Annotated in this window: 28 protein-coding genes and 1 pseudogene; 8 read left to right on the forward strand and 21 right to left on the reverse strand. The window is 67.3% G+C overall.

Features of this window, described 5'->3' with window-relative positions; genetic code table 11:
* Window positions 1-92: 92 nt before the first annotated feature.
* Both ABY44_RS23680 and dbpA read left to right on the forward strand, forming a co-directional pair.
* Window positions 93-290 carry a hypothetical protein gene (locus ABY44_RS23680; protein ID WP_027790018.1) on the forward strand — a complete coding sequence of 66 codons (198 nt, stop codon included), beginning with the start codon at window positions 93-95 and terminating at the stop codon, window positions 288-290.
* The gene (gene dbpA / locus ABY44_RS23685) at window positions 287-1,684 is read left to right on the forward strand and encodes an ATP-dependent RNA helicase DbpA (protein WP_027790019.1); all 1,398 of its coding nucleotides are present in this window, start codon (window positions 287-289) and stop codon (window positions 1,682-1,684) included. Before ABY44_RS23680 ends, dbpA begins: the two co-directional genes overlap by 4 nt.
* 15 nt (window positions 1,685-1,699) lie before the next feature.
* On the opposite strand, the gene ABY44_RS23690 is transcribed toward dbpA, so the two are convergent.
* Window positions 1,700-2,590, reverse strand: coding sequence for a LysR substrate-binding domain-containing protein (locus ABY44_RS23690; protein ID WP_059684946.1), 891 nt, complete (start codon window positions 2,588-2,590; stop codon window positions 1,700-1,702).
* A 122-nt stretch (window positions 2,591-2,712) separates the two neighbouring features.
* On the opposite strand from ABY44_RS23690, the gene hndA reads away from it, so the two are divergent.
* On the forward strand, window positions 2,713-3,663 hold the full coding sequence (gene hndA, locus ABY44_RS23695; RefSeq protein WP_060174136.1) for a 2-hydroxy-1-naphthoic acid nonoxidative decarboxylase: 951 nt from the start codon (window positions 2,713-2,715) through the stop codon (window positions 3,661-3,663).
* Between the two features lie 77 nt (window positions 3,664-3,740).
* On the opposite strand, the gene ABY44_RS23700 is transcribed toward hndA, so the two are convergent.
* From ABY44_RS23700 to ABY44_RS23780, 17 genes are all read right to left on the reverse strand, one after another.
* Window positions 3,741-4,643 (reverse strand): SphA family protein, encoded by a 903-nt coding sequence (locus ABY44_RS23700; protein WP_059684943.1) that lies wholly within the window; start codon window positions 4,641-4,643, stop codon window positions 3,741-3,743.
* A 72-nt stretch (window positions 4,644-4,715) separates the two neighbouring features.
* Window positions 4,716-5,537 carry an alpha/beta fold hydrolase gene (locus ABY44_RS23705; protein WP_060174135.1) on the reverse strand — a complete coding sequence of 274 codons (822 nt, stop codon included), beginning with the start codon at window positions 5,535-5,537 and terminating at the stop codon, window positions 4,716-4,718.
* A gap of 36 nt (window positions 5,538-5,573) precedes the next feature.
* On the reverse strand, window positions 5,574-5,765 hold the full coding sequence (locus ABY44_RS23710) for a 2-hydroxymuconate tautomerase (RefSeq protein ID WP_059684940.1): 192 nt from the start codon (window positions 5,763-5,765) through the stop codon (window positions 5,574-5,576).
* A gap of 14 nt (window positions 5,766-5,779) precedes the next feature.
* A complete protein-coding gene (gene dmpH / locus ABY44_RS23715; RefSeq protein WP_226181478.1) occupies window positions 5,780-6,568 on the reverse strand; it encodes a 2-oxo-3-hexenedioate decarboxylase in 789 nt (262 codons plus the stop codon).
* A complete protein-coding gene (gene dmpG, locus ABY44_RS23720) occupies window positions 6,565-7,611 on the reverse strand; it encodes a 4-hydroxy-2-oxovalerate aldolase (RefSeq protein ID WP_060174133.1) in 1,047 nt (348 codons plus the stop codon). Before dmpG ends, dmpH begins: the two co-directional genes overlap by 4 nt.
* A gap of 40 nt (window positions 7,612-7,651) precedes the next feature.
* Window positions 7,652-8,572: an acetaldehyde dehydrogenase (acetylating) gene (locus tag ABY44_RS23725; protein ID WP_059684935.1), complete on the reverse strand. Its 921-nt coding sequence runs from the start codon at window positions 8,570-8,572 to the stop codon at window positions 7,652-7,654.
* Window positions 8,573-8,612: 40 nt separating this feature from the next.
* A complete protein-coding gene (gene dmpE, locus ABY44_RS23730; protein WP_059695195.1) occupies window positions 8,613-9,395 on the reverse strand; it encodes a 2-oxopent-4-enoate hydratase in 783 nt (260 codons plus the stop codon).
* Between the two features lie 28 nt (window positions 9,396-9,423).
* Window positions 9,424-10,935 (reverse strand): 2-hydroxymuconic semialdehyde dehydrogenase, encoded by a 1,512-nt coding sequence (locus tag ABY44_RS23735; protein ID WP_196488106.1) that lies wholly within the window; start codon window positions 10,933-10,935, stop codon window positions 9,424-9,426.
* A 68-nt stretch (window positions 10,936-11,003) separates the two neighbouring features.
* The gene (locus tag ABY44_RS23740; protein WP_059695194.1) at window positions 11,004-11,453 is read right to left on the reverse strand and encodes a GlcG/HbpS family heme-binding protein; all 450 of its coding nucleotides are present in this window, start codon (window positions 11,451-11,453) and stop codon (window positions 11,004-11,006) included.
* Between the two features lie 21 nt (window positions 11,454-11,474).
* Window positions 11,475-12,419 carry a catechol 2,3-dioxygenase gene (locus ABY44_RS23745; protein WP_059695191.1) on the reverse strand — a complete coding sequence of 315 codons (945 nt, stop codon included), beginning with the start codon at window positions 12,417-12,419 and terminating at the stop codon, window positions 11,475-11,477.
* A gap of 18 nt (window positions 12,420-12,437) precedes the next feature.
* Window positions 12,438-12,794 carry a 2Fe-2S iron-sulfur cluster-binding protein gene (locus tag ABY44_RS23750; RefSeq protein ID WP_059695190.1) on the reverse strand — a complete coding sequence of 119 codons (357 nt, stop codon included), beginning with the start codon at window positions 12,792-12,794 and terminating at the stop codon, window positions 12,438-12,440.
* A gap of 1 nt (window position 12,795) precedes the next feature.
* A complete protein-coding gene (locus tag ABY44_RS23755; RefSeq protein WP_060174132.1) occupies window positions 12,796-13,860 on the reverse strand; it encodes an NADH:ubiquinone reductase (Na(+)-transporting) subunit F in 1,065 nt (354 codons plus the stop codon).
* 25 nt (window positions 13,861-13,885) lie between these two features.
* On the reverse strand, window positions 13,886-14,242 hold the full coding sequence (locus ABY44_RS23760) for a phenol hydroxylase subunit P4 (protein WP_059684926.1): 357 nt from the start codon (window positions 14,240-14,242) through the stop codon (window positions 13,886-13,888).
* A 69-nt stretch (window positions 14,243-14,311) separates the two neighbouring features.
* Window positions 14,312-15,862 carry an aromatic/alkene/methane monooxygenase hydroxylase/oxygenase subunit alpha gene (locus tag ABY44_RS23765; RefSeq protein WP_060174131.1) on the reverse strand — a complete coding sequence of 517 codons (1,551 nt, stop codon included), beginning with the start codon at window positions 15,860-15,862 and terminating at the stop codon, window positions 14,312-14,314.
* A gap of 38 nt (window positions 15,863-15,900) precedes the next feature.
* Window positions 15,901-16,170: an MmoB/DmpM family protein gene (locus ABY44_RS23770; protein ID WP_060174130.1), complete on the reverse strand. Its 270-nt coding sequence runs from the start codon at window positions 16,168-16,170 to the stop codon at window positions 15,901-15,903.
* Between the two features lie 35 nt (window positions 16,171-16,205).
* On the reverse strand, window positions 16,206-17,201 hold the full coding sequence (locus ABY44_RS23775) for a phenol hydroxylase (protein WP_060174129.1): 996 nt from the start codon (window positions 17,199-17,201) through the stop codon (window positions 16,206-16,208).
* Between the two features lie 16 nt (window positions 17,202-17,217).
* Window positions 17,218-17,550, reverse strand: a complete 333-nt coding sequence (locus ABY44_RS23780) for a phenol hydroxylase subunit (RefSeq protein ID WP_230948924.1) — start codon at window positions 17,548-17,550, stop codon at window positions 17,218-17,220.
* Between the two features lie 184 nt (window positions 17,551-17,734).
* On the opposite strand from ABY44_RS23780, the gene ABY44_RS23785 reads away from it, so the two are divergent.
* Window positions 17,735-19,423, forward strand: a complete 1,689-nt coding sequence (locus ABY44_RS23785; RefSeq protein WP_060174128.1) for a sigma-54-dependent Fis family transcriptional regulator — start codon at window positions 17,735-17,737, stop codon at window positions 19,421-19,423.
* Window position 19,424: 1 nt separating this feature from the next.
* Window positions 19,425-20,165, forward strand: coding sequence for a GntR family transcriptional regulator (locus ABY44_RS23790; RefSeq protein WP_060174127.1), 741 nt, complete (start codon window positions 19,425-19,427; stop codon window positions 20,163-20,165).
* Between the two features lie 24 nt (window positions 20,166-20,189).
* Here the strand turns inward: ABY44_RS23790 and ABY44_RS23795 are convergent, their stop codons facing one another.
* Entirely contained in the window at window positions 20,190-21,014 is an 825-nt protein-coding gene (locus ABY44_RS23795) for a phosphate/phosphite/phosphonate ABC transporter substrate-binding protein (RefSeq protein WP_060174126.1), read from the reverse strand.
* Between the two features lie 242 nt (window positions 21,015-21,256).
* Here ABY44_RS23795 and ABY44_RS23800 point away from each other — a divergent pair, with 242 nt between their 5' ends.
* Both ABY44_RS23800 and ABY44_RS23805 read left to right on the forward strand, forming a co-directional pair.
* Window positions 21,257-22,282 (forward strand): fatty acid desaturase, encoded by a 1,026-nt coding sequence (locus tag ABY44_RS23800; RefSeq protein ID WP_060174125.1) that lies wholly within the window; start codon window positions 21,257-21,259, stop codon window positions 22,280-22,282.
* A gap of 239 nt (window positions 22,283-22,521) precedes the next feature.
* Window positions 22,522-23,724: a benzoate/H(+) symporter BenE family transporter gene (locus ABY44_RS23805; RefSeq protein ID WP_060174124.1), complete on the forward strand. Its 1,203-nt coding sequence runs from the start codon at window positions 22,522-22,524 to the stop codon at window positions 23,722-23,724.
* Window positions 23,725-23,758: 34 nt separating this feature from the next.
* On the opposite strand, the gene ABY44_RS23810 is transcribed toward ABY44_RS23805, so the two are convergent.
* Window positions 23,759-24,646 carry an NAD(P)H-binding protein gene (locus tag ABY44_RS23810; protein ID WP_091925117.1) on the reverse strand — a complete coding sequence of 296 codons (888 nt, stop codon included), beginning with the start codon at window positions 24,644-24,646 and terminating at the stop codon, window positions 23,759-23,761.
* Between the two features lie 253 nt (window positions 24,647-24,899).
* On the opposite strand from ABY44_RS23810, the gene ABY44_RS23815 reads away from it, so the two are divergent.
* The gene (locus tag ABY44_RS23815) at window positions 24,900-25,172 is read left to right on the forward strand and encodes a hypothetical protein (protein WP_155637985.1); all 273 of its coding nucleotides are present in this window, start codon (window positions 24,900-24,902) and stop codon (window positions 25,170-25,172) included.
* A gap of 98 nt (window positions 25,173-25,270) precedes the next feature.
* On the opposite strand, the pseudogene ABY44_RS23820 reads toward ABY44_RS23815, so the two are convergent.
* Window positions 25,271-25,447 (reverse strand): annotated as a pseudogene (locus tag ABY44_RS23820) (conjugal transfer protein TraG N-terminal domain-containing protein); the annotation flags it as partial.
* Between the last annotated feature and the right edge of the window lie 61 nt (window positions 25,448-25,508).

A 25,508-nucleotide genomic window follows, 5' to 3' on the forward strand; every position in this document is an offset into this window, starting at 1 on the left:
GGTGCGGCCCGCGCCCGAGCCGCGCGAGCGCCGCACCTCGTTGCCGCGCCCGCCGGGCGCGCCATCAACCGAATTCAGCTGGAGAAAAATCCGTGTTTACCTGCCGAAACCAGAGCTGCGGCACGCAGTGGGAACAGTCCGACGTCGTCATCAAGGACGAAGGCCAGGGGCTGCTGTTCCGCTGCCCGCTGTGCGGCGCCCGCAACTACCTCGAGCGCTTCGAGGACGATGAAGGCAACGTCGTCTACGAACAGATGGAAGGCAAGCCTTACCTCGGAGACCTCCAATGACCCAGCCGACCGCCACGCCCTTCAGCGCGCTGCCGCTGACGCCGGCCACGCTCGCCAACCTCGCCCAGCTCGGTTATGTCGACATGACGCCGATCCAGGCCGCGAGCCTGCCGGTCGCGCTGGCCGGCCAGGACCTGATCGCGCAGGCGAAGACAGGCAGCGGCAAGACCGCCGCGTTCTCGCTCGCGCTGCTGGCCCGCCTCGACGCGCGCCGCTTCGACGTGCAGGCGATGATCCTGTGCCCGACGCGCGAACTCGCCGACCAGGTCGCGCAGGAAGTGCGCCGCCTCGCGCGCGCCGAGGAGAACGTGAAGGTGCTGACGCTCTGCGGCGGCACGCCGATGCGCCCGCAGGCGCAGAGCCTCGAGCACGGCGCGCACATCGTCGTCGGCACGCCGGGCCGCATCATGGATCACCTCGATCGCGGCAACTTGAAGCTCGACGCGCTGAACACGCTGGTGCTCGACGAAGCCGACCGGATGCTCGACATGGGCTTCTTCGACGACATCGCAAAGGTCGCGCGGATGTGCCCGACCACGCGCCAGACGCTGCTGTTCTCCGCGACCTATCCGGACGGCATCGTCAAGCTGAGCCAACAGTTCCTGCGCAATCCGAAGGAAGTGAAGCTCGAGGAGCGTCACGACAACAGCAAGATCCGCCAGCGTTTCTATGAAGTGACGGAGAACGAGCGTCTGCATGCGGTCGGCCAGTTGCTGAACCATTACCGGCCGGTGAGCACGATCGCGTTCTGCAACACGAAGCAGCAGTGCCGCGACCTGCTCGACGTGCTGCACGCGCAGGGCTTCCACGCGCTCGCGCTGCACGGCGAGCTCGACCAGCGCGAGCGCGACCAGGTGCTGATCCAGTTCGCGAACCGCAGCTGCTCGGTGCTGGTGGCAACCGACGTCGCCGCGCGCGGGCTCGACATCGCGCAGCTCGAAGCCGTGATCAACGTCGACGTGACGCCCGATCCCGAAGTGCACGTGCACCGTATCGGCCGGACGGGCCGCGCGGATCAGGACGGTTGGGCGCTGAGCCTCGCGAGCATGGACGAGATGGGCCGCGTCGGTGCGATCGAGCAGGCGCAGAAGCGTGACGTCGAATGGCATCCGCTCGCGGAACTGAAACCGGCCGACGACGGCGTGCTGACGCCGCCGATGGAAACGCTGCAGATCCTCGGCGGACGCAAGGACAAGATCCGCCCGGGCGACGTGCTCGGCGCGCTGACCGGCGACGCCGGGTTCGACGGCAAGCAGATCGGCAAGATCAACGTGACCGAGTTCTCGACCTATGTCGCGATCGAGCGCGGCGTCGCGCGCGACGCGCTGCGCAAGCTCAATGCGGGGAAGATCAAGGGCAAGCGGGTCAAGGTCCGCTTGATGGACGAGGAGTAAGCCCCGCGCGCGCCGCTACCCCTGCGCGGCGCGCTCGCCCAGCATCGTCAGGTACTGCTGTACCGCCCCCCATTCCGCGCCGAGCCGGCTGAGCGCGACGAGCTCCGACCGCGGTGTATCGCCGGCAAGCTTCCGGTACACGACGTTCGGCGCCGCGATCCGGCTGAGCGGCGCCGGCACGATCGACACGCCCAGGCCGGCCCCCGTCAGCGCCAGCACCGACAGCGTGCTGCTCACCTGGTGCGCGATGCGCGGCTCGCGCCCGAGCACCTGGCGCAGGATCGCCAGTTGCCCTTCGTCGTCGCCGTCGGCCGCATACAGGATGAACGGTTCGTCCGCGAGCGCGGCAACGCTCACCGAGCGCCGCTTCGCGAACGGATGCCGATCGCTCATCACGACTTCCCACGACCAGCTGCCGACCGTCCGCACGGCCAGTTTTGCGTCGAAGGCCACGCCGAACGCAGGGCAATAGCCGATGTCGAGCCGGCCCGCGAGAATCGCATCCTGCTGCGCGGCCGGCGCCATTTCGTGCAGGTCGAGCACCACACCCGGCCAGGTCGCATGAAACTCGGTCAGATCGTGGGACAGCCGCCCCGTCGCGACCGCATTCCCGACGAAACCGATCCGCACGATGCCCGTCTCGCCGCGCGCCGCGCGCTGGACCAGCGTCTTCGCGCGCTCGGCCTGCTCGAGCGTGCGCTGCGCCTCGATCACCAGCAGCCGGCCGGCATCCGTCAGCGCGACCTTGCGCGTGCTGCGCTCGAACAGCGGCGTGCCCAGTTCCTCCTCGAGCGCGCGGATCTGCTGGCTCAACGCGGGCTGCACGATATGCAGCCGCTCCGCCGCGCGACCGAAATGCCCTTCCTCGGCAACCGCGAGAAAGTAGCGCAAATGACGAAGATCCATGGGGCAGATTAATCACTCAAAACGATCAATATCGAAATTTAATCTATTGGATTGAAAAATCAAGCGCGCGCATCCTGACGGTCAGGCGCTGCACCGCAGCGCACCTTCACAGGAGCCGCATCATGTCCGACCGCAACCGCATCGATGTTCACCAGCATGTCGTCCCGCCGTTCTGGGCCGCCGCCCTGCCCGCTCACGGCGGCGACCCGTCCGGCTGGGGCAGCCCGACGTGGAGCCCGGAAAGCGCCATCGCATTCATGGATTCGCTGGAGATCCAGACCGGCGTGCTGTCGTTGACCGCGCCGGGCGTACAGGGCTGGAACGGCCAGGCGAAGTGCGACATGGCTCGCCAGGTGAACGAGTACGTCGCCGGCCTCGTCGCGAAATGGCCGACCCGCTTCGGAAACTTCGCGACGCTGCCGCTGCCCGACGTCGACGGCACGCTCGCCGAAATCGACCACGCTTTCGACACGCTGAAGGCCGACGGCGTCGTGCTGCTCAGCAACTACGGCGGCACCTATCTCGGCGATGCGGCATTCGAACCCGTGTGGGCCGCGCTCGACCGTCGCCACGCGGTGGTGTTCATCCACCCGGCCAAGCCCGCGATCGACGTGCTGCCCGGCATGCCCGGCCCGCTGCTCGACTACCCGTTCGACACGACGCGCACCGCGCTGCAGCTCGTCCTCAACGGCGTGATCACGCGCCACCCGAACGTGCGCATCATCCTGTCGCATGCCGGCGGCTTCCTGCCGTACACCGCGTACCGCTTCGCCGAACTCGCGCCGGGCGTGCGCAACGACGTGCCGGATCGCGACGGGCTGCTCGACCTGCTGCGCTCGTTCTACTTCGATACCGCGTTGTCGTCGCCGTCAGCGCTGCCGAGCCTCACCGCGTTCGCGCAACCCGATCGCGTGCTGTACGGCAGCGACTTCCCGTACGCGCCGCCGTCGGTCAGCACGTCGTTCACCCATGCGCAGGATGCGTATGCGGCGCTGAGCGCCGACCGGCATGCCGCGCTCAACCGTGCGAACGCGCTGCCGCTGTTCCCGCGTCTCGCCGCGCTCGCGCGGTAACGCGCGATGAAGCGGCGCGTGACGCGCGGCGATGGCGGCATCACGCGTGCAACCGATGGCCGGCCCACGCCGTCAGGTCAGAACGGAATGACGGCCTTCGCCCACACGGCCTCGCCGGCCGGCCGGTTGCGGACGAAAAACTCCTTCACGATGCGCGCTTCCACGCTGATCTTGCTGAACTGATAGCGAACCCCCGGCCCGATCGCGAACGCCTGCCCGCGAAACCCGTCGCCCGCGACCGGCTGGCCGTTCTGCATGTCGTCGGTGGTCTGCTTGACGAAGTAGCCCGACAGCCCGACCCGCACCTTCGGTGTCACTGCATAGCTCGCCGAATAGTCGACGTGAAACAGGTTCCCCGAGTGGTAATGCGTGTCGTTGTTCGGCGAGTTGAAGCTGTACGTGATCTTCGCGGATACCTCGACCTTGTCGTTCGGCAGCCACGACACGCCGAATACCGGCCGCGCGGTGTAGTAGTTCTTGCCCGTGTTCAGCGCGGATTGCGCGTCGTACTGCCCGGTCGGGAACACGAACTCGACCGCCGCGACGGTGCGCAACGCGCCCGAGCCCCATGCGATCAGCGCGGGACTGACGATCAGGTCGCCGAGGTTGGTGCGGTCGAACGACGCGCCGCCCGCATCGAGCGCAAGATGCTGCATCGGCAGTACCGCATACGCGCCGTAGCGCCCGCCGAGCACCGACAGGTTCGACATCCAGACCACGCGCGGAATCAGCACGTCCGCATCGAGCTTGAAGCCCGGCACCGAGCCGTTGCCGTGCGAATCGTTGAAGCGCGATGCATGGTAGTGCGTGTAGTACAGCAACGCGTACAGCCCGGCCGGCGGCAGCGCGCCGGCGAAGAACGCTTCCGCGCCCTCGCCGATCGTGTCGCCGCCGCCCTCCGTCGCGCGTGCGCCCGTGCTCAGCGCCATGCCCGCGCAAGCCGCGAGCGAGATCAGTCCGAATGCAGCCTTTCGTTTCATCGATGTCTCCAATCTTCGTTCTACTGATTTGATTTATTGTGGTCGTCCTGCACTGCCTACCCTGCCGATGCGTTACTCGTTGAAGTGGTCGATCACGAGCCGGTTGAAGCGCGCGGCATGCTCGATCTGCGTCCAGTGCCCGCAGCGGCCGAACACGTGCAGCTGCGCGTTCGGCAGCCATTCCATCAGCTTCAGCGAACTCTCGAGCGGAATCACGCAGTCCTCGCGGCCGTGCACGATCAGCGTGTCATGCGTCAGCGCACGCAACTGCGTCTCGTCGCTCGCGAGCGCATCGACCCAGCGCTGGCGCGGCGCGGGAAACATGTTCGCGAACGCTTCCTGGTAGCCGGGCCGCACGCTCGCGTCGTAGCGCAGCTTCGCGAGCTCGTCGTTCACGAGCGTGCGATCGAACGCGAAGATGTCCAGCAGCGCGCGCATGTTCGCGATCGACGGCGTGTAACCCCACACCGCGTCGAGCCCTTCGGTCAGCGTGAAGCGCGTGCCGGCGGCGCCCATCAGCACAAGCTTGCCGACCCGCTCCGGCGCGCGGATCGCGAGTGCCAGCGCGAGCGCGCCGCCGAACGAATTGCCGACCACGTGCGCGCGCTCGACGTCGAGCGCATCGAGCAAGCCCAACGCGTGATCGACCCAGTGCGCCATCGAATAACGGTATCCGGCCGGGCGTTCGGTTTCGCCGAAGCCGGCCATGTCCGGCGCGATCACGCGGAACTGCCGCGCAAGCGCCGGCATCGTGAGCCGCCAGTTCGCATAGGCCGTGACACCGGGCCCCGAGCCGTGGATCAGAAGCACGGGCGGGCCGTCGCCGACGTCGTGATAATTCGTGTCGATGCCGCCGGCGACGATCCGGCGGCCGATTTCAGGATTGGATGACATGACGCTCCCTCAGTCGATTCATGTAGACGCGGCGCATCAGCGCCCGCGCTGCTTCGCGCTCTGCCCGCCGATCCCGAAATGCGCCTTCGGCATCTCGGTGATGATCACGCGCACCGATTCGACCGGTGCGTCGAGCGAGCGATGGATGGCTTCGGTGACCTCGGCGATCAGGCGTTCCTTCTTGTCGTCGCTGCGGCCTTCCAGGATGTACAGATGAGCAACCGGCACGATCGGCCTCCCCGTCAGACGAAACGCAGGCCGACCGACCCGATGTCCTGCACGCGCAGCGTCACGCTGTCGCCGGCCGCGACGGCCACCGCCTCGGTGATGCCGCCCGACAGGATCAGGCTGCCCGCCGGAATCGATTCGCCGCGCGCGCCGAGATGGTTCGCGAGCATCGCGATCGCGGCGGCCGGATGCCCGAGCACGGCCGCGCCCGCACCGAACGCGACCGGCAGCCCGTTCTTCTCGAGCACGACGCCGAGCGTGCGCAGATCGACGCCGTCCACCGGCAACGGGCGCCCACCCGCCACGAAGCGCGCGGCCGACGTGTTGTCGGCCACCACGCTCTTCAGGTCGAACTTGAAGTCGCGGTAACGGCTGTCGATCACCTCGATGCCGGCGATGACGAAATCCGTCGCGGCGAGCACCGCACCGATATGACAACCGGGGCCTTTCAGCTCGGCCTTCGTCACGAACGCGATCTCGGGCTCCACCTTCGGGTGAATCAGCGCGGACGTGTCGCACTCGCCGCCGTCGGGCAGGTCGTAGAGATCGGTGAGGAAGCCGAACACGGGCGTATCGACGCCCATCTGGCGCATCTTCGCGTGCGAGGTCAGGCCGGCCTTGTAGCCGACGATCCGTGCGCCGCGTGCGAGCTGCCGGCGTCGGATCGCGTCCTGGACCGCGTATGCGTCGTCCCAGTCCATTTCCGGATGCCGGTCGGTGATCTTCGGCGTGTCGCGCGCTTCGCGCATGCAGTCGTCGAGATGCGCGGCAAGCGATTCGACGGTCTCGTTGGTCAGGTTCATGCAGCCTCCCGCTTCGCTTGCGCCGCGCGCGCCTTCGCGAGCGTCAATGCCGTGTCTTCGATCATGTCTTCCTGGCCGCCGACCATCCCGCGCCGGCCCAGCTCGACGAGGATGTCGCGCGCCGGGATCCCGTACTTGTCGCCCGCACGCTTCGCGAACAGCAGGAACGACCCGTACACGCCCGCATAACCGAGCGTCAGTGCATCGCGATCGACGCGGATCGGGAAATCCATCATCGGCACGACGAGATCCTCGGCGACGTCCTGGATCTTCCACACGTCGACGCCGGTCTCGATGCCCATCCGCTCGCACACGGCGACGAACACTTCGAGCGGCGTGTTGCCGGCGCCGGCGCCGAGGCCGGCCGCCGCGCCGTCGATCCGGTTAGCGCCGGCCTCGATCGCCGCGATCGAGTTCGCGACGCCCATCGCGAGGTTGTGGTGGCCATGAAAGCCGAGTTCGGTATCCGGCTGCAGCGCGTCGCGCACCGCGGCGAGGCGCGCCTTCACGTCGTCGGGCAGCATGTAGCCGGCCGAATCGGTGATGTAGATGCAGTTCGCGCCGTACGACTCCATCAGCTTCGCCTGCTTCACGAGCCCTTCCGGGCTGTTCATGTGACTCATCATCAGGAAGCCGACGGTATCCATGCCGAGCTTGCGCGCCATCGCGATGTGCTGCTCGGACACATCGGCCTCGGTGCAGTGCGTCGCGACGCGGATCGTCTGCACGCCGAGCGCATGCGCCTCCTTCAGGTGATCGACGGTGCCGATGCCCGGCAGCAGCAGCGCCGACACCTTCGCGCGCTTCAGCAGCGGGATCACCGCGCCGAGGTATTCGGCATCGGTGTGCGCGGGAAAGCCGTAATTGACCGACGAGCCGCCGAGCCCGTCGCCGTGCGTGACTTCGATCAGCGGCACGCCGGCCGCATCGAGCCCGGTCGCGACCGCGCGCATCTGGTCGAGCGTCATCCGGTGACGCTTCGGGTGCATGCCGTCACGCAGCGTCATGTCGTGGATGGTGATTCGCTTGCCTTTGAGATTCATTGCCGTTTCCTTGTTCGTCCGGTCATGGGAGAAGCGCGCGTCAGGCTGCCTGCGCAACCGGCTGGAGCGCGAGGCGGCCGGCCAGCAGTTCCTCGGCGAACATCTCGGCGGTGCGCGCGGCGGCGGCCGTCATGATGTCGAGGTTGCCCGCGTATTTCGGCAGGTAGTCGCCGAGGCCTTCGACCTCGAGGTAGATCGACACGCGGTTGCCGTCGAACACCGGCCCGTTGACGATCCGGTAGCCCGGCACGTAGCGCTGCACGTCGGCGATCATCGCGTGCACCGATTCGACGATGCGCGCTTCGTCGGGCGCGCTTTCCGTCAGGCAATGCACGGTGTCGCGCATGATCAGCGGCGGATCGGCCGGGTTGATCACGATGATCGCCTTGCCGGCCTGCGCGCCGCCGACCTGCGCGACCGCCGCCGCCGTCGTGCGCGTGAATTCGTCGATGTTCTTGCGCGTGCCGGGGCCGACCGAGCGCGACGACACGGTCGCGACGATCTCGCCGTACGCGACCGGCTGCACGCGGGACACCGCGCGCACCATCGGGATCGTCGCCTGGCCGCCGCAGGTGACCATGTTGACGTTCATCTCGCCGGAGCCGATGTGATCCTTCAGGTTCACGGGCGGCACGCAGTACGGGCCGATCGCGGCCGGCGTCAGGTCGATCATCAGCACGCCGAGCGCGTTGAGCTTGCGGCTGTTCTCCGCGTGGACGTATGCGCTCGTCGCGTCGAACGCGATCTGCACGCCGTCGGCCTGCACGTGCGGCAGCAGGCCGTCGACGCCTTCCGCGGTCGTCTTCAGCCCGAGTTCGCGCGCCCGCTTCAGGCCGTCTGAATCGGGATCGATGCCGACCATCCAGACGGGTTCGAGCACGGGGCTGCGCATGAGTTTGGCGAGCAGGTCGGTGCCGATGTTGCCGGGGCCGATCAGCGCGCAACGGATCTTTCGGGTCATGGGGATGTCCTCGTTTGCGATTGAATGGAAACGGCGCCGCTCACGCGAACCGCACCGAACACGCGCCGATCCCGCCGATCGACACGCGGAAGTTGTCGCCGGGCCCGGCCGGCGCCATCGCGGCAAGCGCGCCGGACAGGATCACCTCGCCGGTCTTCAGCGGAATGCCGAGGCGGCCGAGCGTATTGGCGAGCCACGCGACGGCGTTCACCGGCGAGCCGAGCGCGGCCGCGCCGGCGCCGGTGCCGATCACGTCGCCGTTCTTCTCGAGCACCATCCCGCAGGTCGAGAGATCGACGCGGCGCGTGCTCACTGCCTGGTCGCCGAGCACGAACACGCCGCACGACGCGTTGTCGGCCACCGTGTCGCCGATGCGGATCTTCCAGTCGCGAATGCGCGAATCGACGATCTCGAAGCACGGCATCACGCATTCGGTCGCGGCCAGCACCATCGCGTTCGTCACGCCGGGGCCGAGCAGGTCGCGCTTCAGCACGAACGCGATCTCGCCTTCGGCCTTCGGCTGAATCAGCGTGTCGAGTGCGATGCATTCGCCCTCGCCGACCACCATGCCCGACAGCAGGTAGCCGAAATCGGGCTGGTACACGCCGAGCATGTCCATCACGGCTTTCGACGTGACGCCGATCTTCTTGCCGACGACGGTCTCGCCGGCGTCCAGGCGGCGCTGCACGAAGCGCTGCTGGATCCGGTACGCGTCGTCGATCGACAGGTCCTCGTGCTGCGACGTCAGCGGCGCGACGGGCATGCGCGACGTCATCGCGTCGTACAGCCGGTCGCCCAGCGTGGTAATCAATGTGGAGTCCATAAGCGTTTTCCGGTCGGTAACGGGGGGATCAAAGCTTGATGCAGACGTTGCGGAGTTCCGTGTAGAACTCGAGCGAATGCACGCCGCCTTCGCGGCCGATGCCCGATTGCTTCGCACCGCCGAATGCGGTGCGCAGGTCGCGCAGGAACCACGAGTTGACCCACGCAATGCCGACGTCGATCGACGCGGCGACGCGATGCGCGCGGGCCAGGCTGGTCGTCCAGATCGCGGTCGACAGCCCGTACACGTTCGCATTCGCTCGGCCGATCACCTCGGCTTCAGAGTCGAACGGCATCACGAGCGTGCACGGGCCGAAGATTTCCTCGCGTGCGATCGGCGAATCGTCGCCGAGGCCGGTCCAGATCGTCGGCTGTACCCACGCGCCGCCGCGCAGGTCGTCCGGCAGGTCGGGCACGCCGCCGCCCGTCACGACCGTCGCGCCGAGTTCGGTCGCCTTGCGGTAATACGACAGCACCTTGTCGCGGTGTTCCTGGCTGATCAGCGGGCCGATGCCGGTCGTGTCCGCTTCCGGGCGGCCCGGCCGCAGCGCCTCGGCGCCTGCCTTCAGCGCGGCGACGAAACGCTCGAACAGCGGGCGCTCGACGTACACGCGCTCCGTGCCGAGGCACACCTGCCCGGCATTCGCGAAGCACGAGCGCAACGTGCCCTCGACGGCCGCGTCGAAGTCGCAATCGGCGAACACGATCGCCGCGTTCTTGCCGCCCATCTCGAGGCTGACTGGCCGCGCGCCGTCGGCGGCCGCCTTCATGATCGCCGCACCGGTGCGCGTCTCGCCGGTGAACGTGATCGCGTTCACGCCGGGATGGGTCGTCAGGAATTCGCCGGCTGAATCGGGCCCGAAGCCGTGCACGACGTTGTAGACGCCGCGCGGCACGCCCGCCGCGTTCATCACTTCGCCGAGCAGCGCGGCCGTCTGCGGCGTTTCCTCCGACGGCTTCACGACCACGGTGTTGCCGCACGCGAGTGCCGGCCCGACCTTCCACGTCATCAGCAGCAACGGCAGGTTCCACGGGCAGATCACGCCGACCACGCCGACCGGGCGGCGAATCGCGTAGTTGAGCGCGCCCGCGCCGTCCGGCGTCGCCATTTCGAAGGTTTCGCCCGGCACGTTCTTCACGATGTCGGCGAACACCTTGAAGTTCGCGGCGCCGCGCGGGATGTCGATATGGCTCGCGAGGCTCACCGGCTTGCCGGTGTCGGCCACTTCGGCCTCGAGAAAATCGTCGAAGCGGCGCGTGATGCCATCGGCTACCGCGTACAGGATCTCGACACGCTGTGCGACCGTGAAGCCGCCCCACGGCCCCGACAGCGCCACGCGCGCCGCATGCACGGCCGCGTCGACGTCGGCGCGGCTCGCTTCGGCCACGCGTGCGATCACCGCGTTGTCGAGCGGCGAGCGCTTGTCGAACCAGCGTTCTCCGGCGCGATAGCTGCCGTCGATGAAATTGCGGACGAGCCGCACGTCCGGCTGCCCGCCGGCGGGGCCGCGCGTCGCGGCGATGGGTTCGGTGTCGTACATGATGTGTCTGTCGAGTGTCTTGAATCCGTGATCCGGTGGGTTCGTTCTGCGCGTTCGCGTGCCGTGCGTCATCGCGCGCGGAAGCCGGCGGCAGCGAGGCCCGCGTGCGCGCACTGCTCGTCCTGCGCCTCGCTGCCGCCCGACACGCCGATGCCGCCGATCCGCACGCCGTCGTCGTCGATCGGCAAGCCGCCGCCGAACGCGACGAAGCGTGCGCGCAAGACGAGCCCCTGCCGCACCGCGTCCGAATGCGTGGCCAGCGCGTCGTGCCAGCCGCCGGTCGGCACGCCGAAACTCGCGGCCGTGTACGCCTTGTCGATCGCGATGTCGATCGAATGCAGCGGCGCGCCGGGCATCCGCACGAAGGCCGCGAGCAGCCCCGCCGCATCGACCACCGCGACGTTCACGCGCACGCCGAGCCGTTCGGCCGCTTCTGCCGCCGCGTGCGCGGCGCGCGCGGCGGCCGGCCAGTCGATCGTGCGCAACGCGACGCTGCGGGTCGAATCATTCCGTGCCATGACGCTGTGCTCCTTCGCGGGTCAGGTGTAGACGGTCGTGAACGCTTCGTTCAGCTCGCCGGAGTGGAAGAAGATCCCGCGCCCGAGTTCGTCCTCGGTCCATGTCGTGACCGGGCGATCGGGTTGCGCGAGATAGCCGAGCCCCGCGAAGGTTTCGTTGCGGTTGCCGCTCGGATCGAAGAAGTAGATGGTTGTGCCGCGCGTGATGCCGTGCCGCGTGGGCGCGACGTCGATCTTCACCTTGTTCTTCGCCATCACGTCGGCCGACTTCAGCACGTCGGCCCAGTCGTCGAGGAAGAACGCGATGTGATGCAGGCCGTTGCGCGGGCCGCCGACGAACGCGATGTCGTGCGGCGTCGAGCTGCGGAACATCCACGTCGCGGCGCGAATCGTGTTGCCCGGGCCGACCATCACCTGCTCGGCCAGATGGAAGTCGAGGCACTCGGCCATGAAGCGCGTGTTCTCCTCGACACGGTTCACGCCGGTCTCGGGATTCAGCTCGCACATCAGCAGGCAATGGTCGAGCCAGTGCACGGCCGAGCCCGGAATGTCGTCGGGCCAAGGATCGGGATTCAGCGAACCGACGGCCGTGCCGACCTGCTCCTTCTGCGCGAACAGGCGCAATTCATGCCCGCTCGGCAGCAGGAACCGCAGCTGGCGGCCTACGGCCGGCAACGCGCCTTCCGGCAGCATCTCGGTCTTGATCCCGTACGCGTCGATCCGCTGCCGCAGCGTGTCCAGGTCGGCATCGCGCTCGACCTTGTAGGCCGCATGCTTGAGCCCGGCCTGGTCGGACGGCGACAGGATCAGCGAATAGCGGTCCCATTCGTCCCAGCATTTCAGGTAGACGTTGCCGGCCGCGTCGCGCATCGTCTCCTGCATGCCGAGCACGCGTATGTAATGACGCAGCGCCGCTTCCATGTCCATCACCTTCAGATTGACATGACCAATACGCATCACACTCATGGTGAGTCTCCTCCTTGGTTACTTGTTGAGTTCCGGCGTCCCGGCACAGGCCGATCCGCAGAAAAACGGCTTCTTCAGCCGGCCGGCCACTTCCAGTTCGACGTCGCCGTCGGCCGTCACGCGGCACGCGAGCGCATAACCGTCCTCCTCCTCCTCGGCGCTCACGTGCGCGCGGCTGACCGGCCCGAGCTTGCGCACCGCGCCGCGCAGCACGCGCACCTTGCACACGCCGCACCCGCCGTTCAGGCAGCCGACCGGGATGCCGCGCCGGCCGAGCTTCGCCATGCCGGCCAGCAGCGATTCGCCCGCGCCGCATGCGTAGCGCTCGTCGGTCTGCGCGATCGTCACCGTCGCGCACACGCGGCCCGCGTCCACGTCACACCCGCCGGAACAGCGGGCTGCGCGTCTGTTGCGCGTCGGCCGCCGAAATGAACTTCTCGTGATAGATGTCGCGCTCGAACAGGCGCCCCTGCATCAGCGCGGTGATGCACGCGTCGATCATCGCGGGCGGTCCGCACAGGTAGGCTTGATGGCCGGAGAAGTCGCCGTCGAAATGCGCCTTCGCGACGTCGTGCACGAAGCCGTTCGCGACGCCGTCACCCGCGTCCGGTGCGCCTTCCGACAGCGCCGGCACGTACGTGAAATTCGGGTGGCGTTCGGCCAGCGCGCGGAATTCGTCGTGGTAATAAAGCTCCTTCGCGTTGCGCTGGCCGTAGATCAGCGTGATCGGCGCGGTAACGCCGCTCGCGAGCAGGTCGGCGATCATCGAGCGCGGGCTCGACAGCCCGGAGCCGCCGGCCATGAAGATCATCGGCAGCGCGGCCGAGCGGCGCACGAAGAAACGGCCGTACGGGCCCGACAGCCGCACGCGGTCGCCGGTCGCCAGCTGCTCGTGCAGGTAACCGGTGCCCAGGCCGCCCGGCACCTGACGCACGTTCAGCTCGATCTCGTTGGTAGCGGCCACATCGGCCGGTGCGTTCGCGATCGAGAACGCGCGGCTCTGCCCGAGCCCGGGGATTTCGAGCTGCACGTACTGGCCGGCCTGGAAATGGATCGGCTGCGACAGCTTCAGGCGGATCGACTTGATGGTCGGCGTGAGCTGCTCGATGCGCGTGACATCGGCCGCGAAGTCCTTGACCGGGATGATCTCCGCGTCGGGCTCCTCGTCGACGTCGGCCTCGATCACGGTGTCGGCCTGCAGCGTCGCGCAGCATGCGAGCGCCTTGCCTTCCTCGCGCTCGAAATCCATCAGCGCGAACGGGTTCGCGTCGCCAAGATCGGTCTCGCCGTCGAGTACGGCGACCTTGCAGGTGCCGCACAGGCCGTGACAGCACGCGTGCGGAATGTAGATGCCCTGGCGCAGCGCGGCATCGAGCATCGTCTGTCCTTCCTCGACCTCAATCGTGACGCCCAGCGGCTCGATGGTAAGTTGGTGGCTCATGATGGTTCGCTCGTCCGCGTGGCGGTCAGAAGCTCGCGCCGCCGAGGCCGTCGAGGCCCGGCGTGCGGAAGCTGATCAGGTCCTTGTGCCCGAGGCCGTTGCCGGCGAGGCTCTGCGCGGGATCCGGCGTCCACGGCTCACCGGAGCGGAACCACTCGACGCGATCCCAGTCGATCTTCGCGAAATCCGGGTGGTAGCCGTAGACGGGCGGCAGCACGTCGCGCGCGAGCGCGCCGAACGGCAGGTCGGGCGGCAGCGGCAGGCAGAACGGCGCCGGGAACATCAGGTGGTCTTCCCAGCACACGTAGAGCAGCGGCGCCGGGAACTTCCCGACCGCGTCCTTCACCGGGAAGTCGTAGGGTTTGAGCGCGATGACGGCCATGTTTGTCTCCTGTCGGCCGGCGTTCGCGCCTTCGCGCGTGCGCCGGTCTCGTTCAAGGTTGCGTATTGATCAGTTGCTCGTGACCTGGCCGCGCCAGGCCGCGAAGTTCTTCTGGTCTTCCGAGCCTTCGAAATCGAGGTTGTCGCGGCCCATCTGCACCGCGTAGTAGTCGAGCACCGCGGCAAGCGGATCGAAGCCTTCCGCCGTCGGGTCCGCATCGGGCGGGAAGCAGTTGCCCTGATGGATCTGGTGCACCGGCAGCCACGCCTGCACGTACTTCTGCGGCTCGTGATCGAAGATTTCCTTGCAGTGATCGCTGCAGAAATGGAACTTGTTGCCGAGGTAATTCGATTCGCGCGCGCCGATCTTGCGTGCGTTGCCGGGCTCGGTGAACAGCATCGGGATCTGGCAGGTCTGGCACAGCATCGGCAGCGTCTTCATGTAGAAGCGGTTGCCGGCCTTCGCCTGCTCGCCCCAGTAATCGAAGCGCGGGCGGTAGTAGCGGTCGAACGAATCCGGATACTTCGCGGACAGCCACGCCATCTCGTCCTCGCCCGGCACCCACGTATGGAATGCGGACGCCGCGTTGAAGCCGTAGAACGTCGACCACGCCTGGTGGCTAATGTGGTCCTTGCCTTCGCATGCGTCCTGCCAGCCCTTCGGCTCGCGAATGCCGTAGCGCGCGAGATCCTTGAACAGCGCGCCGCCGTTCTGCTCCGCGTACATCTCCCACGATTCGCGCCAGCTCATCACGCGCTTCGGCTGCATGTAGTCCATCATCATCGCGACGAGCGTCAGCAGCCGGTAGCCGCGCCAGAACCACTTGTCGATCCAGCGCTGCACGATCGGCACGTTGTCGGGGTCCTGTTCGAGCAGGAACTTGATGCACTCGATGCCGAGCGTCATGTGACGCGATTCGTCCGATTGCGCGGAGAAGCCGAACGTGACGGTCGACATGTCGCCGTTGTACGCGGCGCCCGACATGAACGGCACGAACAGCAGGTTCGTCAGCACGTATTCGAACGAGAAGCTCACGGCGGTCAGGAATTCGAACGGCCCCGACGAATACGCATCCTCGAAGAACGACTTCGGCACCGACAGGTACCAGACGCGATCGAACCAGTGGTTCGAGTGATGGAACCCGTTGAAGAACCTGTTGTACGTCGACATCGCGTGCGTTTCGGTCTGGTAGTGCCGCAGCTCGTCGATCGACTGCATCTGGCACGCGATGCGCGCGCCCTCGCCGGTGAAATGCCGGCCGACGTGCGCGAAGCCGCGGTGCGCGAGGTATTCGAGCGGCGTCACGCCCTGGATGAACAGCTTCAGCGCATTGATGTAGCGCGCGTCCGTCACGCCGAGGAACGCGTTGTTCTGCGTGAACGCGTCGATCACCGCGTACAGTTTCTTTTCCTTCTCGCCCTGGTATTTCCAGTACGCGTCCATCGTCAGGCGGAACGGGTCGACCCACTTGTCCCAGTCGTGGATCTTGATGCCCTCGTAGCGGTCGTACGGGAATACCTTGTCCATCGGCTGGTAGGTCGTTTCCCAGCCGAGGCCGCGCGTCATCGCCGCGTAGCGGTCCTTCAGGCCGAGCTTTTTCTTGAGCGTAGGCGTATCCATTCGTGTCTCCGGTGTTGTCGGTGCGCGGTGCGCGGCGTTCAGTGCGACCAGCTCAGCGTGAACTGGTCGTCGTCCTCGTCGATGTGGCCCGACAGCGTGATCAGGCTCACCTGCAGCTGCTGCAGGTCGAAGCGCGTGCCGGTCAGTTCCTCGATCGTTTCGCGGCGGATCGTCAGCCGGTCTGGCGAATCGATCTTGACCATGCCGGGCGACTCGACCACCGTCGCGAGCGGGTTGTCCGCGACGATCGCCTCGACGATCGGTCTGGATTCCTCATTGGCCTGGAAGGCGATGAATACGTTGGACATGCTGGTTTCCCTGTTTGAGTGATTGACGCCCGTCGTCAGAACGCGATGCCGAGCTTCGCGATGCGCGCATGGAACAGCTCGCGCACTTCGTCGAGCGACGCACGACCGTCGTCCCGCAACGCCAGCGCCGCCACCGGCGCGAGCGCCGCATCGGCCCGTGCGGACCAGTCGCGCGTCCAGCGGGCAAGCAGTGCGCGGTTGTCGTCCGATTCGGCCGCCATCGTTTTCACGACCGCGTCGATCCAGCGGTTCGATTCCGTGTGCCATTCGGGCATGAACGCGGTCAGCATCGCGACGGCCGAGCCGCCCGCGAGCGCGATCCGTTCATCGACGAAGCGGTCGTATACGAGCGGATAAAGCAGCCCGTCGAGCGCGAGGTTCTGCGCGACGAACAGCTCGACCGGATCGGCGACGACCAGCGTGTCCTCGACGTAGCGGCGCAGCGGCTGCCACGCGGCGCCGGTCAGCCATGCCGCCTTGGCCGTATCGAGCGTGTCGGGCTCGGCCATCGCAAGCGCGAGACGCGTGAGGTACTGCGCGACGCCGAGGTTGTCCATCGCATGGAACATCGCGGGGGCGGTGAACGCCGTGCCGTAGCCGAGCGCGCAGACCTGCGCGTTGTTCATGTTCGCGCCCCACGCCGCGTGGCGCAGCGGCACCAGCACGTCGAGCGCGTGCGCAGCGACGTCGTCGCGCATCAGGCCGATCATCCGGCGCGATTCGACGAACTCGAAGTTCGCTTCCATCGTGTCCTGCTGGCGCGCCCGCGCGGTTGCCCACGACGCGTAGTAGAACTGGCGCGGGTCCTTCAGCGCATACCAGTCCGCCATCCGGATCGCCGAGCGCGACGCGTCGAAGATCTCGTGATCGGGGTCCCACGTCGGCCGGTAATGGAAGTTCGCCTGGGGCTGCGCGCCCATCATGCCTTCCTGGTAGCGCGTCGCCGTCCTGTCGCCGCCGATGTGCTGCGCGACGTGCGCAAAGGTGTGCCGGAGCGGCTTGATGTCGACTGTCTTCAGCTCGATGGTCACTTCTTGCTCCTCAAGGTCATGGGTTCGCTTCGACGTCCAGCCGCGTGACCTGCTGTTCGCGGCAGAACGCGTCGAAGGCGGCAGGAGGCAACGTCAGCTCGACGCACAGCTCCGGCGCGCCGCCGATCGACAGCTCGAATTCGACGAAGCCGCGTGAGTTCGTGCCGGTCACGCGGACGCACTTGCGGCCCGGGTCGAGCGGAGAAAGATCGGTGTCGGGTGGATTCATGTTCGGTGTCGCCTCCATGCCGTCCTTCAATGCAGCATCCGTGCCACACTCGGCCGGCCTGGCAAAAAATCTCGATAATTCAGGGAAAGCCCTGACGTAAAGTTTGAATTCGAGATCCACAATGGCGGTTAACCAGAACGCGATCCGCGCCCGGACTATCGCGCCGAACCCTTGATCAGACGGACTCCTTCATCATTTGATCAATCCGGTTTCGCGCATTTGACCAAATGATCAACCTGTCACGTGTCTCGGGGCGCGGCTTGCGGAAATTTCGAAAATCACGAGAAATCTCGACGGAGGAGACATGACGCGGCCCAGCCTGCCCCCCTTGCCGCCAGACACCGACCTGCGCAAGCTGATCCATTTTTCGGCGAGCGACGGCCGCATCTGGCTCGCCGGACAGCGGATGGTGCTGCTCCATGCCGGCGCGCTGGCGACGCTGCGCCAGGAACTGATGGAAAGCGTCGGCCCGGCGCAGACGCGGCGATTCTTCACGCGCGTCGGCTTTGCCGCCGGCGAACGGGACGCCGCGCTCGCGCGCGAGATCCGCAGCGGCGCATCGCTGTTCGACATGTTTCATGTCGGCCCGCAGTTGCACATGCTCGAAGGCGCGGTGCAGGTCACGCCGCTGCGTTTCGAAGCGGACCCCGCGACCGGTGCGTTCTATTGCGAGTACCGGTGGGAGCATTCCTGGGAAGCCGACGTGCACCGCCGCACGTTCGGCCCGCAGCCCGAGCCCGTGTGCTGGATGCTGATCGGCTATGCGACCGGCTATACGAGCGCGTTCATCGGCCGGACCATCCTGTTCAAGGAAACGTCCTGTGTCGGCATGCACGATCCGCACTGCACGATCGTCGGCAAGCCGGCCGACGAATGGCCCGATGCAGAGGAAATCTCGTCGTGGTTCAAGGCCGATTCGCTGATCAATACGATCCGCGACCTGCAGACCGAGGTCGAATCGCTGCGCCTCGAAATCGCGCCCGACGACAGCCGGACGAAGCTCGTCGGGCGCTCCGATGCGTTTCGCGCCGCATACGCGCTGCTCGAAACGGCCGCGCCGACCAAGGTCGCCGTGCTGCTCACCGGCGAGACGGGCGTCGGCAAGGAACGGTTCGCCCGCGCGCTGCACAGCCTCAGCCCGCGCGCCGCGAAGCCGTTCGTCGCGATCAACTGCGCGGCGATTCCGCACGCACTGATCGAATCGGAACTGTTCGGCGCGGAGAAGGGCGCGTTCACGGGCTCGCAGGCCACGCGCGCCGGGCGCTTCGAGCGCGCGAACGGCGGCACGCTGTTCCTCGACGAGATCGGCGAACTGCCGCTCGACGTGCAGGCCAAGCTGCTGCGCGTGCTTCAGGAGGGCGAAGTCGAGCGGCTCGGCGCGACGGAAGGCAGGAAGATCGACGTGCGCGTCGTCGCGGCGACCAACCGCGACCTCGAACAGGCCGTGCGCGACGGCACCTTTCGCGCGGACCTCTATTACCGGATCAACGTCTACCCGGTGCTGATCCCGCCGCTGCGCGACCGGCAGGACGACATCGCGCTGCTCGCCGACGCGATGCTCGAACGCTTCGCGTCGCTGCACGGCAAGCCGGCGCCCACGCTGACCGACTATGCGTACGACACGCTGCGCGGCTACCGGTGGCCCGGCAACGTGCGCGAGCTCGAGAACCTGATCGAGCGCGCGGTGATCCTGTCGCGCCCGAACCGGCCGGTCGACGCGAAGGACCTGTTCCCCGGCGTCGGGCTGCCCGGCGGCGCGACGGTCGACCGTGCGGGGCAGATTCGCCCGGCGGCCGCGCTGTCGATCGACTGCGCGACGCTGCTCGACCAGTTGCAGGGCGGCGGCGGGCTCGACGGCCTCGAGCGTGCGCTGCTGCATGAAGCCGTCGACCGCGCGAACGGCAACCTGTCGGCCGCCGCACGCCTGCTCGGCGTGACACGCGCGCAGCTCAGCTACCGCCTCAATCGCAAACACGATCAGGAGGACGCCTGACATGAACACCATCCTGCCCGCGCCCCCGTTCACCGACACGCTGCCCGACGACGCGTCGGCGACCGACGATACCGCCGAGCCGCATGCCCGCACGCTCAGCGAGCATGCATACCATCAGCTGCGCCAGCACATCGTCGAAGGCCACTACCCGCCGGGCGCGAAGCTGCGCGTCGAGCATCTGAAGAACGTGTACGGCGTCGGCGCCGGCACGCTGCGCGAAGCGCTCACGCGGCTCGTCAGCGATGCGCTGGTCGTCGCCGAAGGGCAGCGCGGCTTTCGCGTGACGCCGATGTCGGTCGACGATCTCGAAGCGATCACACGGCTGCGCATCCACATCGAGGTCGATGCATTGCGCGAATCCGTGCGACGCGGCGACGACGCATGGGAACAGCGCGTGCGCCAGAGCTTCGAGATGCTGTCGGCGTGGGAACAACCGGTGTCGATCGCGCACCGGACCGCGTGGGAAGCCTGCAACCGACGCTTTCACGAAGCGCTGATCTCGGCCGCCGCGACGCCGTGGACCTACCTGATCCTGCGGATGCTCTCGCAGCAAAACGAACGGTACCGGCGCGTGTGCATTGGGCTCGGCGATTCGAAGCGCGACGTGCATGCGGAACATGCGTGCCTGTTCGACGCCGCGATGCGGCGCGCCGATGCGCGCGCCGCGCTCGCGCTCGAGGACCATATCGGCACGACGCTTGCGGTGGTGCGCAACGCGCCGCCCGGCACGCTGCCGTTCTAGCGCTTCACGACATGCTCGCGGCGCTCAGGCCAGTTCGGGATAACCGTGCGCGGCCGCGTCCTGCGCGAACCGTGCAATCGCGTCGTAGTCGGCCGGCAGCAGCCGTTCGAAGCCCTTCAGCCGCAGCACGCGCGCCCGTTGCGCGTCGGCGGCCGCCGCACGATCGAGTGCGTCCTGCAACGCGCCGACCTGTGTTTCCGGCAGCGCGCGCGACGCGATGAACGGCAATCCCGGCGCGGAAGCCGTCGTACCGATGACCCGGATGTCCTTCAGCAGATCGGGCAACGCGTCGCGGATATAAGCAAACGTCACGCAGTCAATCGCCCCGCAATCGGCATCGCCCGACGCCAGCGCACGCAGCACGTTCACGTGCGAGCCAACCGGCGTGACCGCCCCGAAGAAATGCCCGTCATGCGCATGCGGCGCGACCGCGTGCCTGAATGCGTTCATCCCGCTGTGTGAATCGTCGCCGTTGAGTGCGGCGCGCAGCCCGCGACAGGCGGCGAGCGTCGTCGTGCCACCCGCGTGCACGCGCGCCGACACGACCAGCACGCTGCTATAACGCGCCCCGTCGCAGCCGTCCGCGTCGAAAGCGGGCGTCGCGATCAAACGCACGACGCCGCGCAACCCGAGCATCCGGTACGGGTAGCCGCAGGTCTGCGACAGCAGCAGATCGTCGCGCCGCCACAGCGCATGCAGGTCGTCGAACGGCGCATCGGGCAGCGCTACGCCGGCAGGGCCGCCCGCCTTCGCGAACGCATCGAGCGCATCGCGCAACAACGCGCGCCACAGGGCGGCGTGGCGCGGCGTCACGTTGTACATCGGCAGTACTGCGATCCATGGGTTCATGCGGGCATTCTACGCACCGGCGGCGGCCCCGATGCTTATCGGCCTCGTCACGATAAGCAAATGCGAATCGATTGGTTGGCGCGGCAGCGCTGCCCCGGTACCGTTCGAAGGCCTGCCGGCGCTGCCACCTTGCGCAATGCCGGACAGGCCGACCGTGATCCGCGAGACACCTGCGCACCGGGCCGAGCGCACCGGTTCCATCGCTCGTTCCCCGCACTGCCCGATCCATCCGCCTCAACGCCATGGCCGAATACTTCGACGTCGATCACGCGCGCGCGATTGCCGCGCTCGGCGCCCGCTTCACCGCCCGCACCGAGTGGCCGACCTGGCTGCTGGTCGCCGTCATCTACGGCGGCTGGCTGGCCGTGCTGCTGCTCGTGCGCGACGGGCACCTGTCGCTCGCGGCCGCGACGCCGCCGCTGATCCTGCTCGGCGCATGGCACATGTCGCTGCAGCACGAACTGCTGCACGGCCATCCGACGCGTTCCGCGTTCGTGAACAAGCTGCTCGGCTATCCGCCGCTGACGGTCTGGTATCCGTACACGCTGTATCGCGACACGCACCTCGACCATCACCGCGACGAAGACCTGACCGTGCCGGGCGTCGATCCCGAAACGAACTACGTAACGCGCGAACGCTGGGCGCGGCTGCCGCGCTGGCGCCGCGCGCTGACGGTCGCGCGCAAGACTTTCATCGGACGAATCGTCGTAGGGCCGCCGCTCGCCATCACCGCGACGGTCGCCGATGCGGTCGCCAGGTTCCGGCGCGGCGACTTCCGCCATCTGCCGATGTGGATCATGCACGCCGCCTGCGTGGTCGTGCTGCTCGCATGGCTGCAACGCGAGATCGGCGTGCCGTGGTGGTACTACCTGCTGGCCGTCACGTGGCCCGCGCTGTCGCTCGCGATGATCCGCTCGCTGTACGAGCACCGCGCCGCGCGGCACCCGAAGGCGCGCATCACGATCAACGAAGCCGGCTTCGCGATGCGGCTGCTGTACCTGAACAACAACTACCACCTCGTTCATCACGACCTGCCGAAGCTGCCGTGGTACGACCTGCCGCGTGCGTACCGGATGCGGCGCGACGCGTATGCGAAGAAATGCGGCGGTTTCGTGATCCGCGGCGGGTATCGCGCGTTGCTCGCGCGCCATGCGTGGACGCCGACCGATACGCCCGTGCATCCGTTCGACCAGGGCACGGCGTCGCTGTCGACGGGGAGCGGGGTAAAGGTGGCGGTGGTCGACGAGGTGCTGCAGGTCAGTACGTGACGTGCGGCGGAGCCGCACTGCTTCGTGAAGCAGCCCGATTCAGCGACGCGGGCGTCAGGCCGTACGGCCGGCGATTCGTCCGCCGCGCCGCATTTTTCTTACGAAATGCCAACGATGCCGCTCGTGCCCGCGCATTGCCAATTGCGCCGCCAATGTCCAGAATGGCGGCTCGTCCGGGGCTTCCAACAATCATTCGCCCCGGCTCTGCCCCCGGCCACGCGCCGCACGCCCCCACGACGATGCAATCGAACACCCCGCCCGGCGCAATCCGCACGATCGGCAACGACTGGTCCGTTTCCGCGATCACTGCGGGCTTTCTCGCGGTCCTGATTTCCTACGCGGGCCCGCTCGCGATCTTCTTCCAGGCGTCGCAGGCCGCGCACGTGTCCAATGAAATGGTGTCGTCGTGGGTCTGGGCGATCTCGATCGGCGCGGGCATCTCGGGCCTGTTCGCGAGCTGGAAGCTGAAGGTGCCGGTCGTCACCGCGTGGTCGGCACCCGGCACCGCGCTGCTCGTCGGCCTGTTTCCGCAACTGACGCTCAACCAGGCCGTCGGCGCCTACATCACGGCCGCGCTGATCATCCTGCTGATCGGCGTGACCGGCTATTTCGACCGGCTCGTGCGTCACATTCCGCGCGGCATCGCGTGCGGGATGATGGCCGGCATCCTGCTGCCGTTCGGCACGCACGCGTTCGCCGCCGCATCGGAGCAGCCCGCGCTCGCGTTCGGGATGATCGCGGCCTACGTGATCTTCAAGCGCCTGCTGCCGCGCTACAGCATCGTGCTCGTGCTGCTGACGGGCGCCGCGCTCGCGACGGCGCTCGGGATGACGCATCTCGGCAACGTGTCGCCGAGCATCGCGCACCCGATCTTCATCGCGCCCGAATGGACGCTCGGCACGACGCTGAGCCTCGCGCTGCCGCTCGTCGTCGTCAGCCTCACCGGCCAGTTCCTGCCGGGCATGACGATCCTGCGCGTGTCCGGCTATCACACGCCCGCGCGCCCGATCATCACGGCGACCAGCGTGATGTCGCTCGTGGTCGCGTGCTTCGGCGGGATCACGATCGTCGTCGCGGCGATCACCGCGGCGCTGTGCACCGGCAAGGACGCGCACGAGGATGCGGGCCGGCGCTACGTCGCCGGGCTCGCGAACGGTGCGTTCTACTTGGTCGGCGGGCTCTTCGCGGGCACGATCGTCACGGTGTTCTTCGCGCTGCCGAAGGCGTTCGTCGCGATCCTCGCGGGGCTTGCGCTGATCGGCGCGATCGGCGCGAACGTGTACGGGATCTTCGAGGACGAGAATCACCGCGAGGCGTCGGTGATCACGTTCCTCGCGACCGCGTCGGGCATGACGTGGCTCGGGCTCGGTTCCGCGTTCTGGGGGATCGTGATCGGGTCGCTTTCGTATGCGGTACTGAACAAGGTGCGGCGACAGGCGTGATGCGCAACACGCGCAACGCTCGCCGCCGCGTCGATCAGCGCGCGTGCTGGCGCAACAGCTGCGCGAGTGCATCGGCCGGCGCCGTCGTCCCGTAAAGCCGCTCCGACACGCCCTCCTCGACGTCGATCTGTCCGGCGTTGTGCACGTCGTAGAGATCGACGATCAACTGTGCATGGCGTTCGCTGAGGCCCGCCCGCAGCAGCGTCGCGGCCCAGGTGTCGCGCGGCAGTTCATGCGCGACGATGGCACGGCCGGCCGCCGCACCGAGCGTATCCGCAATCGTCGTCACGCTCACCCGCTGCGGCCCTTCGACGCTGACGATGCGCGGCCCGTTGCCGCCCTCGGGCGCATCGAGCAGCAGCCGCGCCGCGACGACGCCCACATCGGGCGCCCAGACCGTCGGGAACACCTTGCCGACCGGATGGTGGAAGCTCGGCAGCACGCCGGTGCCGAGCGCGACCGGCAGCACGCGCGCCCAGTTCTGCAGATGCTCAGCCGAACGTAGCAGCGTCAATTGCGTCGGGATCGTTCTCAGCCGCTCCTCGAGGTAATGGAACAGACGCGTGATGCCCGTGTTGCCTTCGCGCTCCGCGCCGTAATCCGACAGGGCGAGCAGTGCGGGCGGCGGGTTTGCGGCGAGTGCGGCGGTGGCGACGTCGATCGTCCGCGCCATCGTCGCGGCCGGATCGGGGTCGGCTACGGGTACCGGGCACAGTATCTGTACGGCCTGTGCGCCGTCGATCGCGGATGCGACCGCGTTCGCGTCCGTCAGCTCGGCGATCACGACATCGCAGCCAAGCTGCGCGAAGCGTTCACGATGGCGTGCGTCGCGCAACACCGCGCGCACGGGATGGCCGGCGTTGCGCAAGGTCGTCACGGTCGACTGGCCGACGTTGCCTGATGCTCCGAAGATCACGAACACGGTTCGCTCCTGGGGGGATGAAGGTGGGGTGATTGTCGGGTCGGAGAGCCAGGGTGTCGGACACAAACGGATGAATCGGACAGAAATGGACGAACGATTCAATGTCTGACGGTTCCCGGCTGGATTTCAGTGGAGCTCGAAGGCGACCGAGGCCTACCTGACCGATATCAAGCCGGTGTTTGCCGGCAGTTCATACCGCACCAAAGAGTCCCGCATCCGAAAGTACCTGGCTCCCAGGCTGGACGGCCTGTGCATGGACGAGATTGGCCCCAGTCTGATTCGTCCCATTCTGGAGGGATGCAAGGCACACGGGGCCTGGGCAGGCATTCATGTGAAAGGCAACTTGTCGGTCCTCTTCGAGTTCGCCGTGATTCGTGGCCTGGTTGAAGGCAATCCGATTCCTGGATTGCGTGGGTTGCTGCGCGCGCCCGTCAGCCAAAGCAGGCCGTCACGACTCGTGTGCAAATTCCAGGCCTTCTATCAAAAAGCTGCAGAGCTATCTGCGGCTATCCGGAAACATGCCTGAGCCTGAAGCTCATCACCCTGACGGCTTGCCGACCTGGCCAAGCGGCCGATGCTGAATGGGATGAGTCGATTTCGTGGATAGCCACCGCCGGGCACCTACGCCAGCCCCGCATCGCGGGTGCTGCCGTAGGACCATGCTACGCGCGGCGTGCTGGAGCGATAGCTGTCGTGGTAGCCGGCCGTGTTCGTGAACATGCGTGAGCCGATCCAGGTCACGTCGTGCATCTGCACCTCGTCAAGCTGGAGACGCTGTATGAACAGCTTGAACCGAGGCGGTGCGGGTGGGCGAGCAGGAATAGGAATTGGTTGGGTGCCTATTGTTGGACGAGGGGCGCGC

The organism is Burkholderia sp. ZZQ-2, assembly GCF_050768715.1.
Taxonomy (GTDB): Bacteria; Pseudomonadota; Gammaproteobacteria; order Burkholderiales; family Burkholderiaceae; genus Burkholderia; species Burkholderia cepacia.

Excerpts from the sequence above, each read along its gene's own strand:
- ABY44_RS23700 (WP_059684943.1), bottom strand. The coding sequence starts at position 4,643 with ATGAAACGAAAGGCTGCATTCGGACTGATCTCGCTCGCGGCTTGCGCG.
- ABY44_RS23800 (WP_060174125.1), top strand. The coding sequence starts at position 21,257 with ATGGCCGAATACTTCGACGTCGATCACGCGCGCGCGATTGCCGCGCTC.
- ABY44_RS23765 (WP_060174131.1), bottom strand. The coding sequence starts at position 15,862 with ATGGATACGCCTACGCTCAAGAAAAAGCTCGGCCTGAAGGACCGCTAC.
- hndA (WP_060174136.1), top strand. The coding sequence starts at position 2,713 with ATGTCCGACCGCAACCGCATCGATGTTCACCAGCATGTCGTCCCGCCG.
- ABY44_RS23760 (WP_059684926.1), bottom strand. The coding sequence starts at position 14,242 with ATGGCCGTCATCGCGCTCAAACCCTACGACTTCCCGGTGAAGGACGCG.
- ABY44_RS23785 (WP_060174128.1), top strand. The coding sequence starts at position 17,735 with ATGACGCGGCCCAGCCTGCCCCCCTTGCCGCCAGACACCGACCTGCGC.
- ABY44_RS23690 (WP_059684946.1), bottom strand. The coding sequence starts at position 2,590 with ATGGATCTTCGTCATTTGCGCTACTTTCTCGCGGTTGCCGAGGAAGGG.
- ABY44_RS23815 (WP_155637985.1), top strand. The coding sequence starts at position 24,900 with ATGGACGAGATTGGCCCCAGTCTGATTCGTCCCATTCTGGAGGGATGC.
- ABY44_RS23790 (WP_060174127.1), top strand. The coding sequence starts at position 19,425 with ATGAACACCATCCTGCCCGCGCCCCCGTTCACCGACACGCTGCCCGAC.
- ABY44_RS23755 (WP_060174132.1), bottom strand. The coding sequence starts at position 13,860 with ATGAGCCACCAACTTACCATCGAGCCGCTGGGCGTCACGATTGAGGTC.
- ABY44_RS23795 (WP_060174126.1), bottom strand. The coding sequence starts at position 21,014 with ATGAACCCATGGATCGCAGTACTGCCGATGTACAACGTGACGCCGCGC.
- dmpE (WP_059695195.1), bottom strand. The coding sequence starts at position 9,395 with ATGGACTCCACATTGATTACCACGCTGGGCGACCGGCTGTACGACGCG.
- ABY44_RS23740 (WP_059695194.1), bottom strand. The coding sequence starts at position 11,453 with ATGGCACGGAATGATTCGACCCGCAGCGTCGCGTTGCGCACGATCGAC.
- dbpA (WP_027790019.1), top strand. The coding sequence starts at position 287 with ATGACCCAGCCGACCGCCACGCCCTTCAGCGCGCTGCCGCTGACGCCG.
- ABY44_RS23705 (WP_060174135.1), bottom strand. The coding sequence starts at position 5,537 with ATGTCATCCAATCCTGAAATCGGCCGCCGGATCGTCGCCGGCGGCATC.
- ABY44_RS23745 (WP_059695191.1), bottom strand. The coding sequence starts at position 12,419 with ATGAGTGTGATGCGTATTGGTCATGTCAATCTGAAGGTGATGGACATG.
- dmpG (WP_060174133.1), bottom strand. The coding sequence starts at position 7,611 with ATGAATCTCAAAGGCAAGCGAATCACCATCCACGACATGACGCTGCGT.
- ABY44_RS23735 (WP_196488106.1), bottom strand. The coding sequence starts at position 10,935 with ATGTACGACACCGAACCCATCGCCGCGACGCGCGGCCCCGCCGGCGGG.
- ABY44_RS23725 (WP_059684935.1), bottom strand. The coding sequence starts at position 8,572 with ATGACCCGAAAGATCCGTTGCGCGCTGATCGGCCCCGGCAACATCGGC.
- dmpH (WP_226181478.1), bottom strand. The coding sequence starts at position 6,568 with ATGAACCTGACCAACGAGACCGTCGAATCGCTTGCCGCGCATCTCGAC.
- ABY44_RS23770 (WP_060174130.1), bottom strand. The coding sequence starts at position 16,170 with ATGTCCAACGTATTCATCGCCTTCCAGGCCAATGAGGAATCCAGACCG.
- ABY44_RS23805 (WP_060174124.1), top strand. The coding sequence starts at position 22,522 with ATGCAATCGAACACCCCGCCCGGCGCAATCCGCACGATCGGCAACGAC.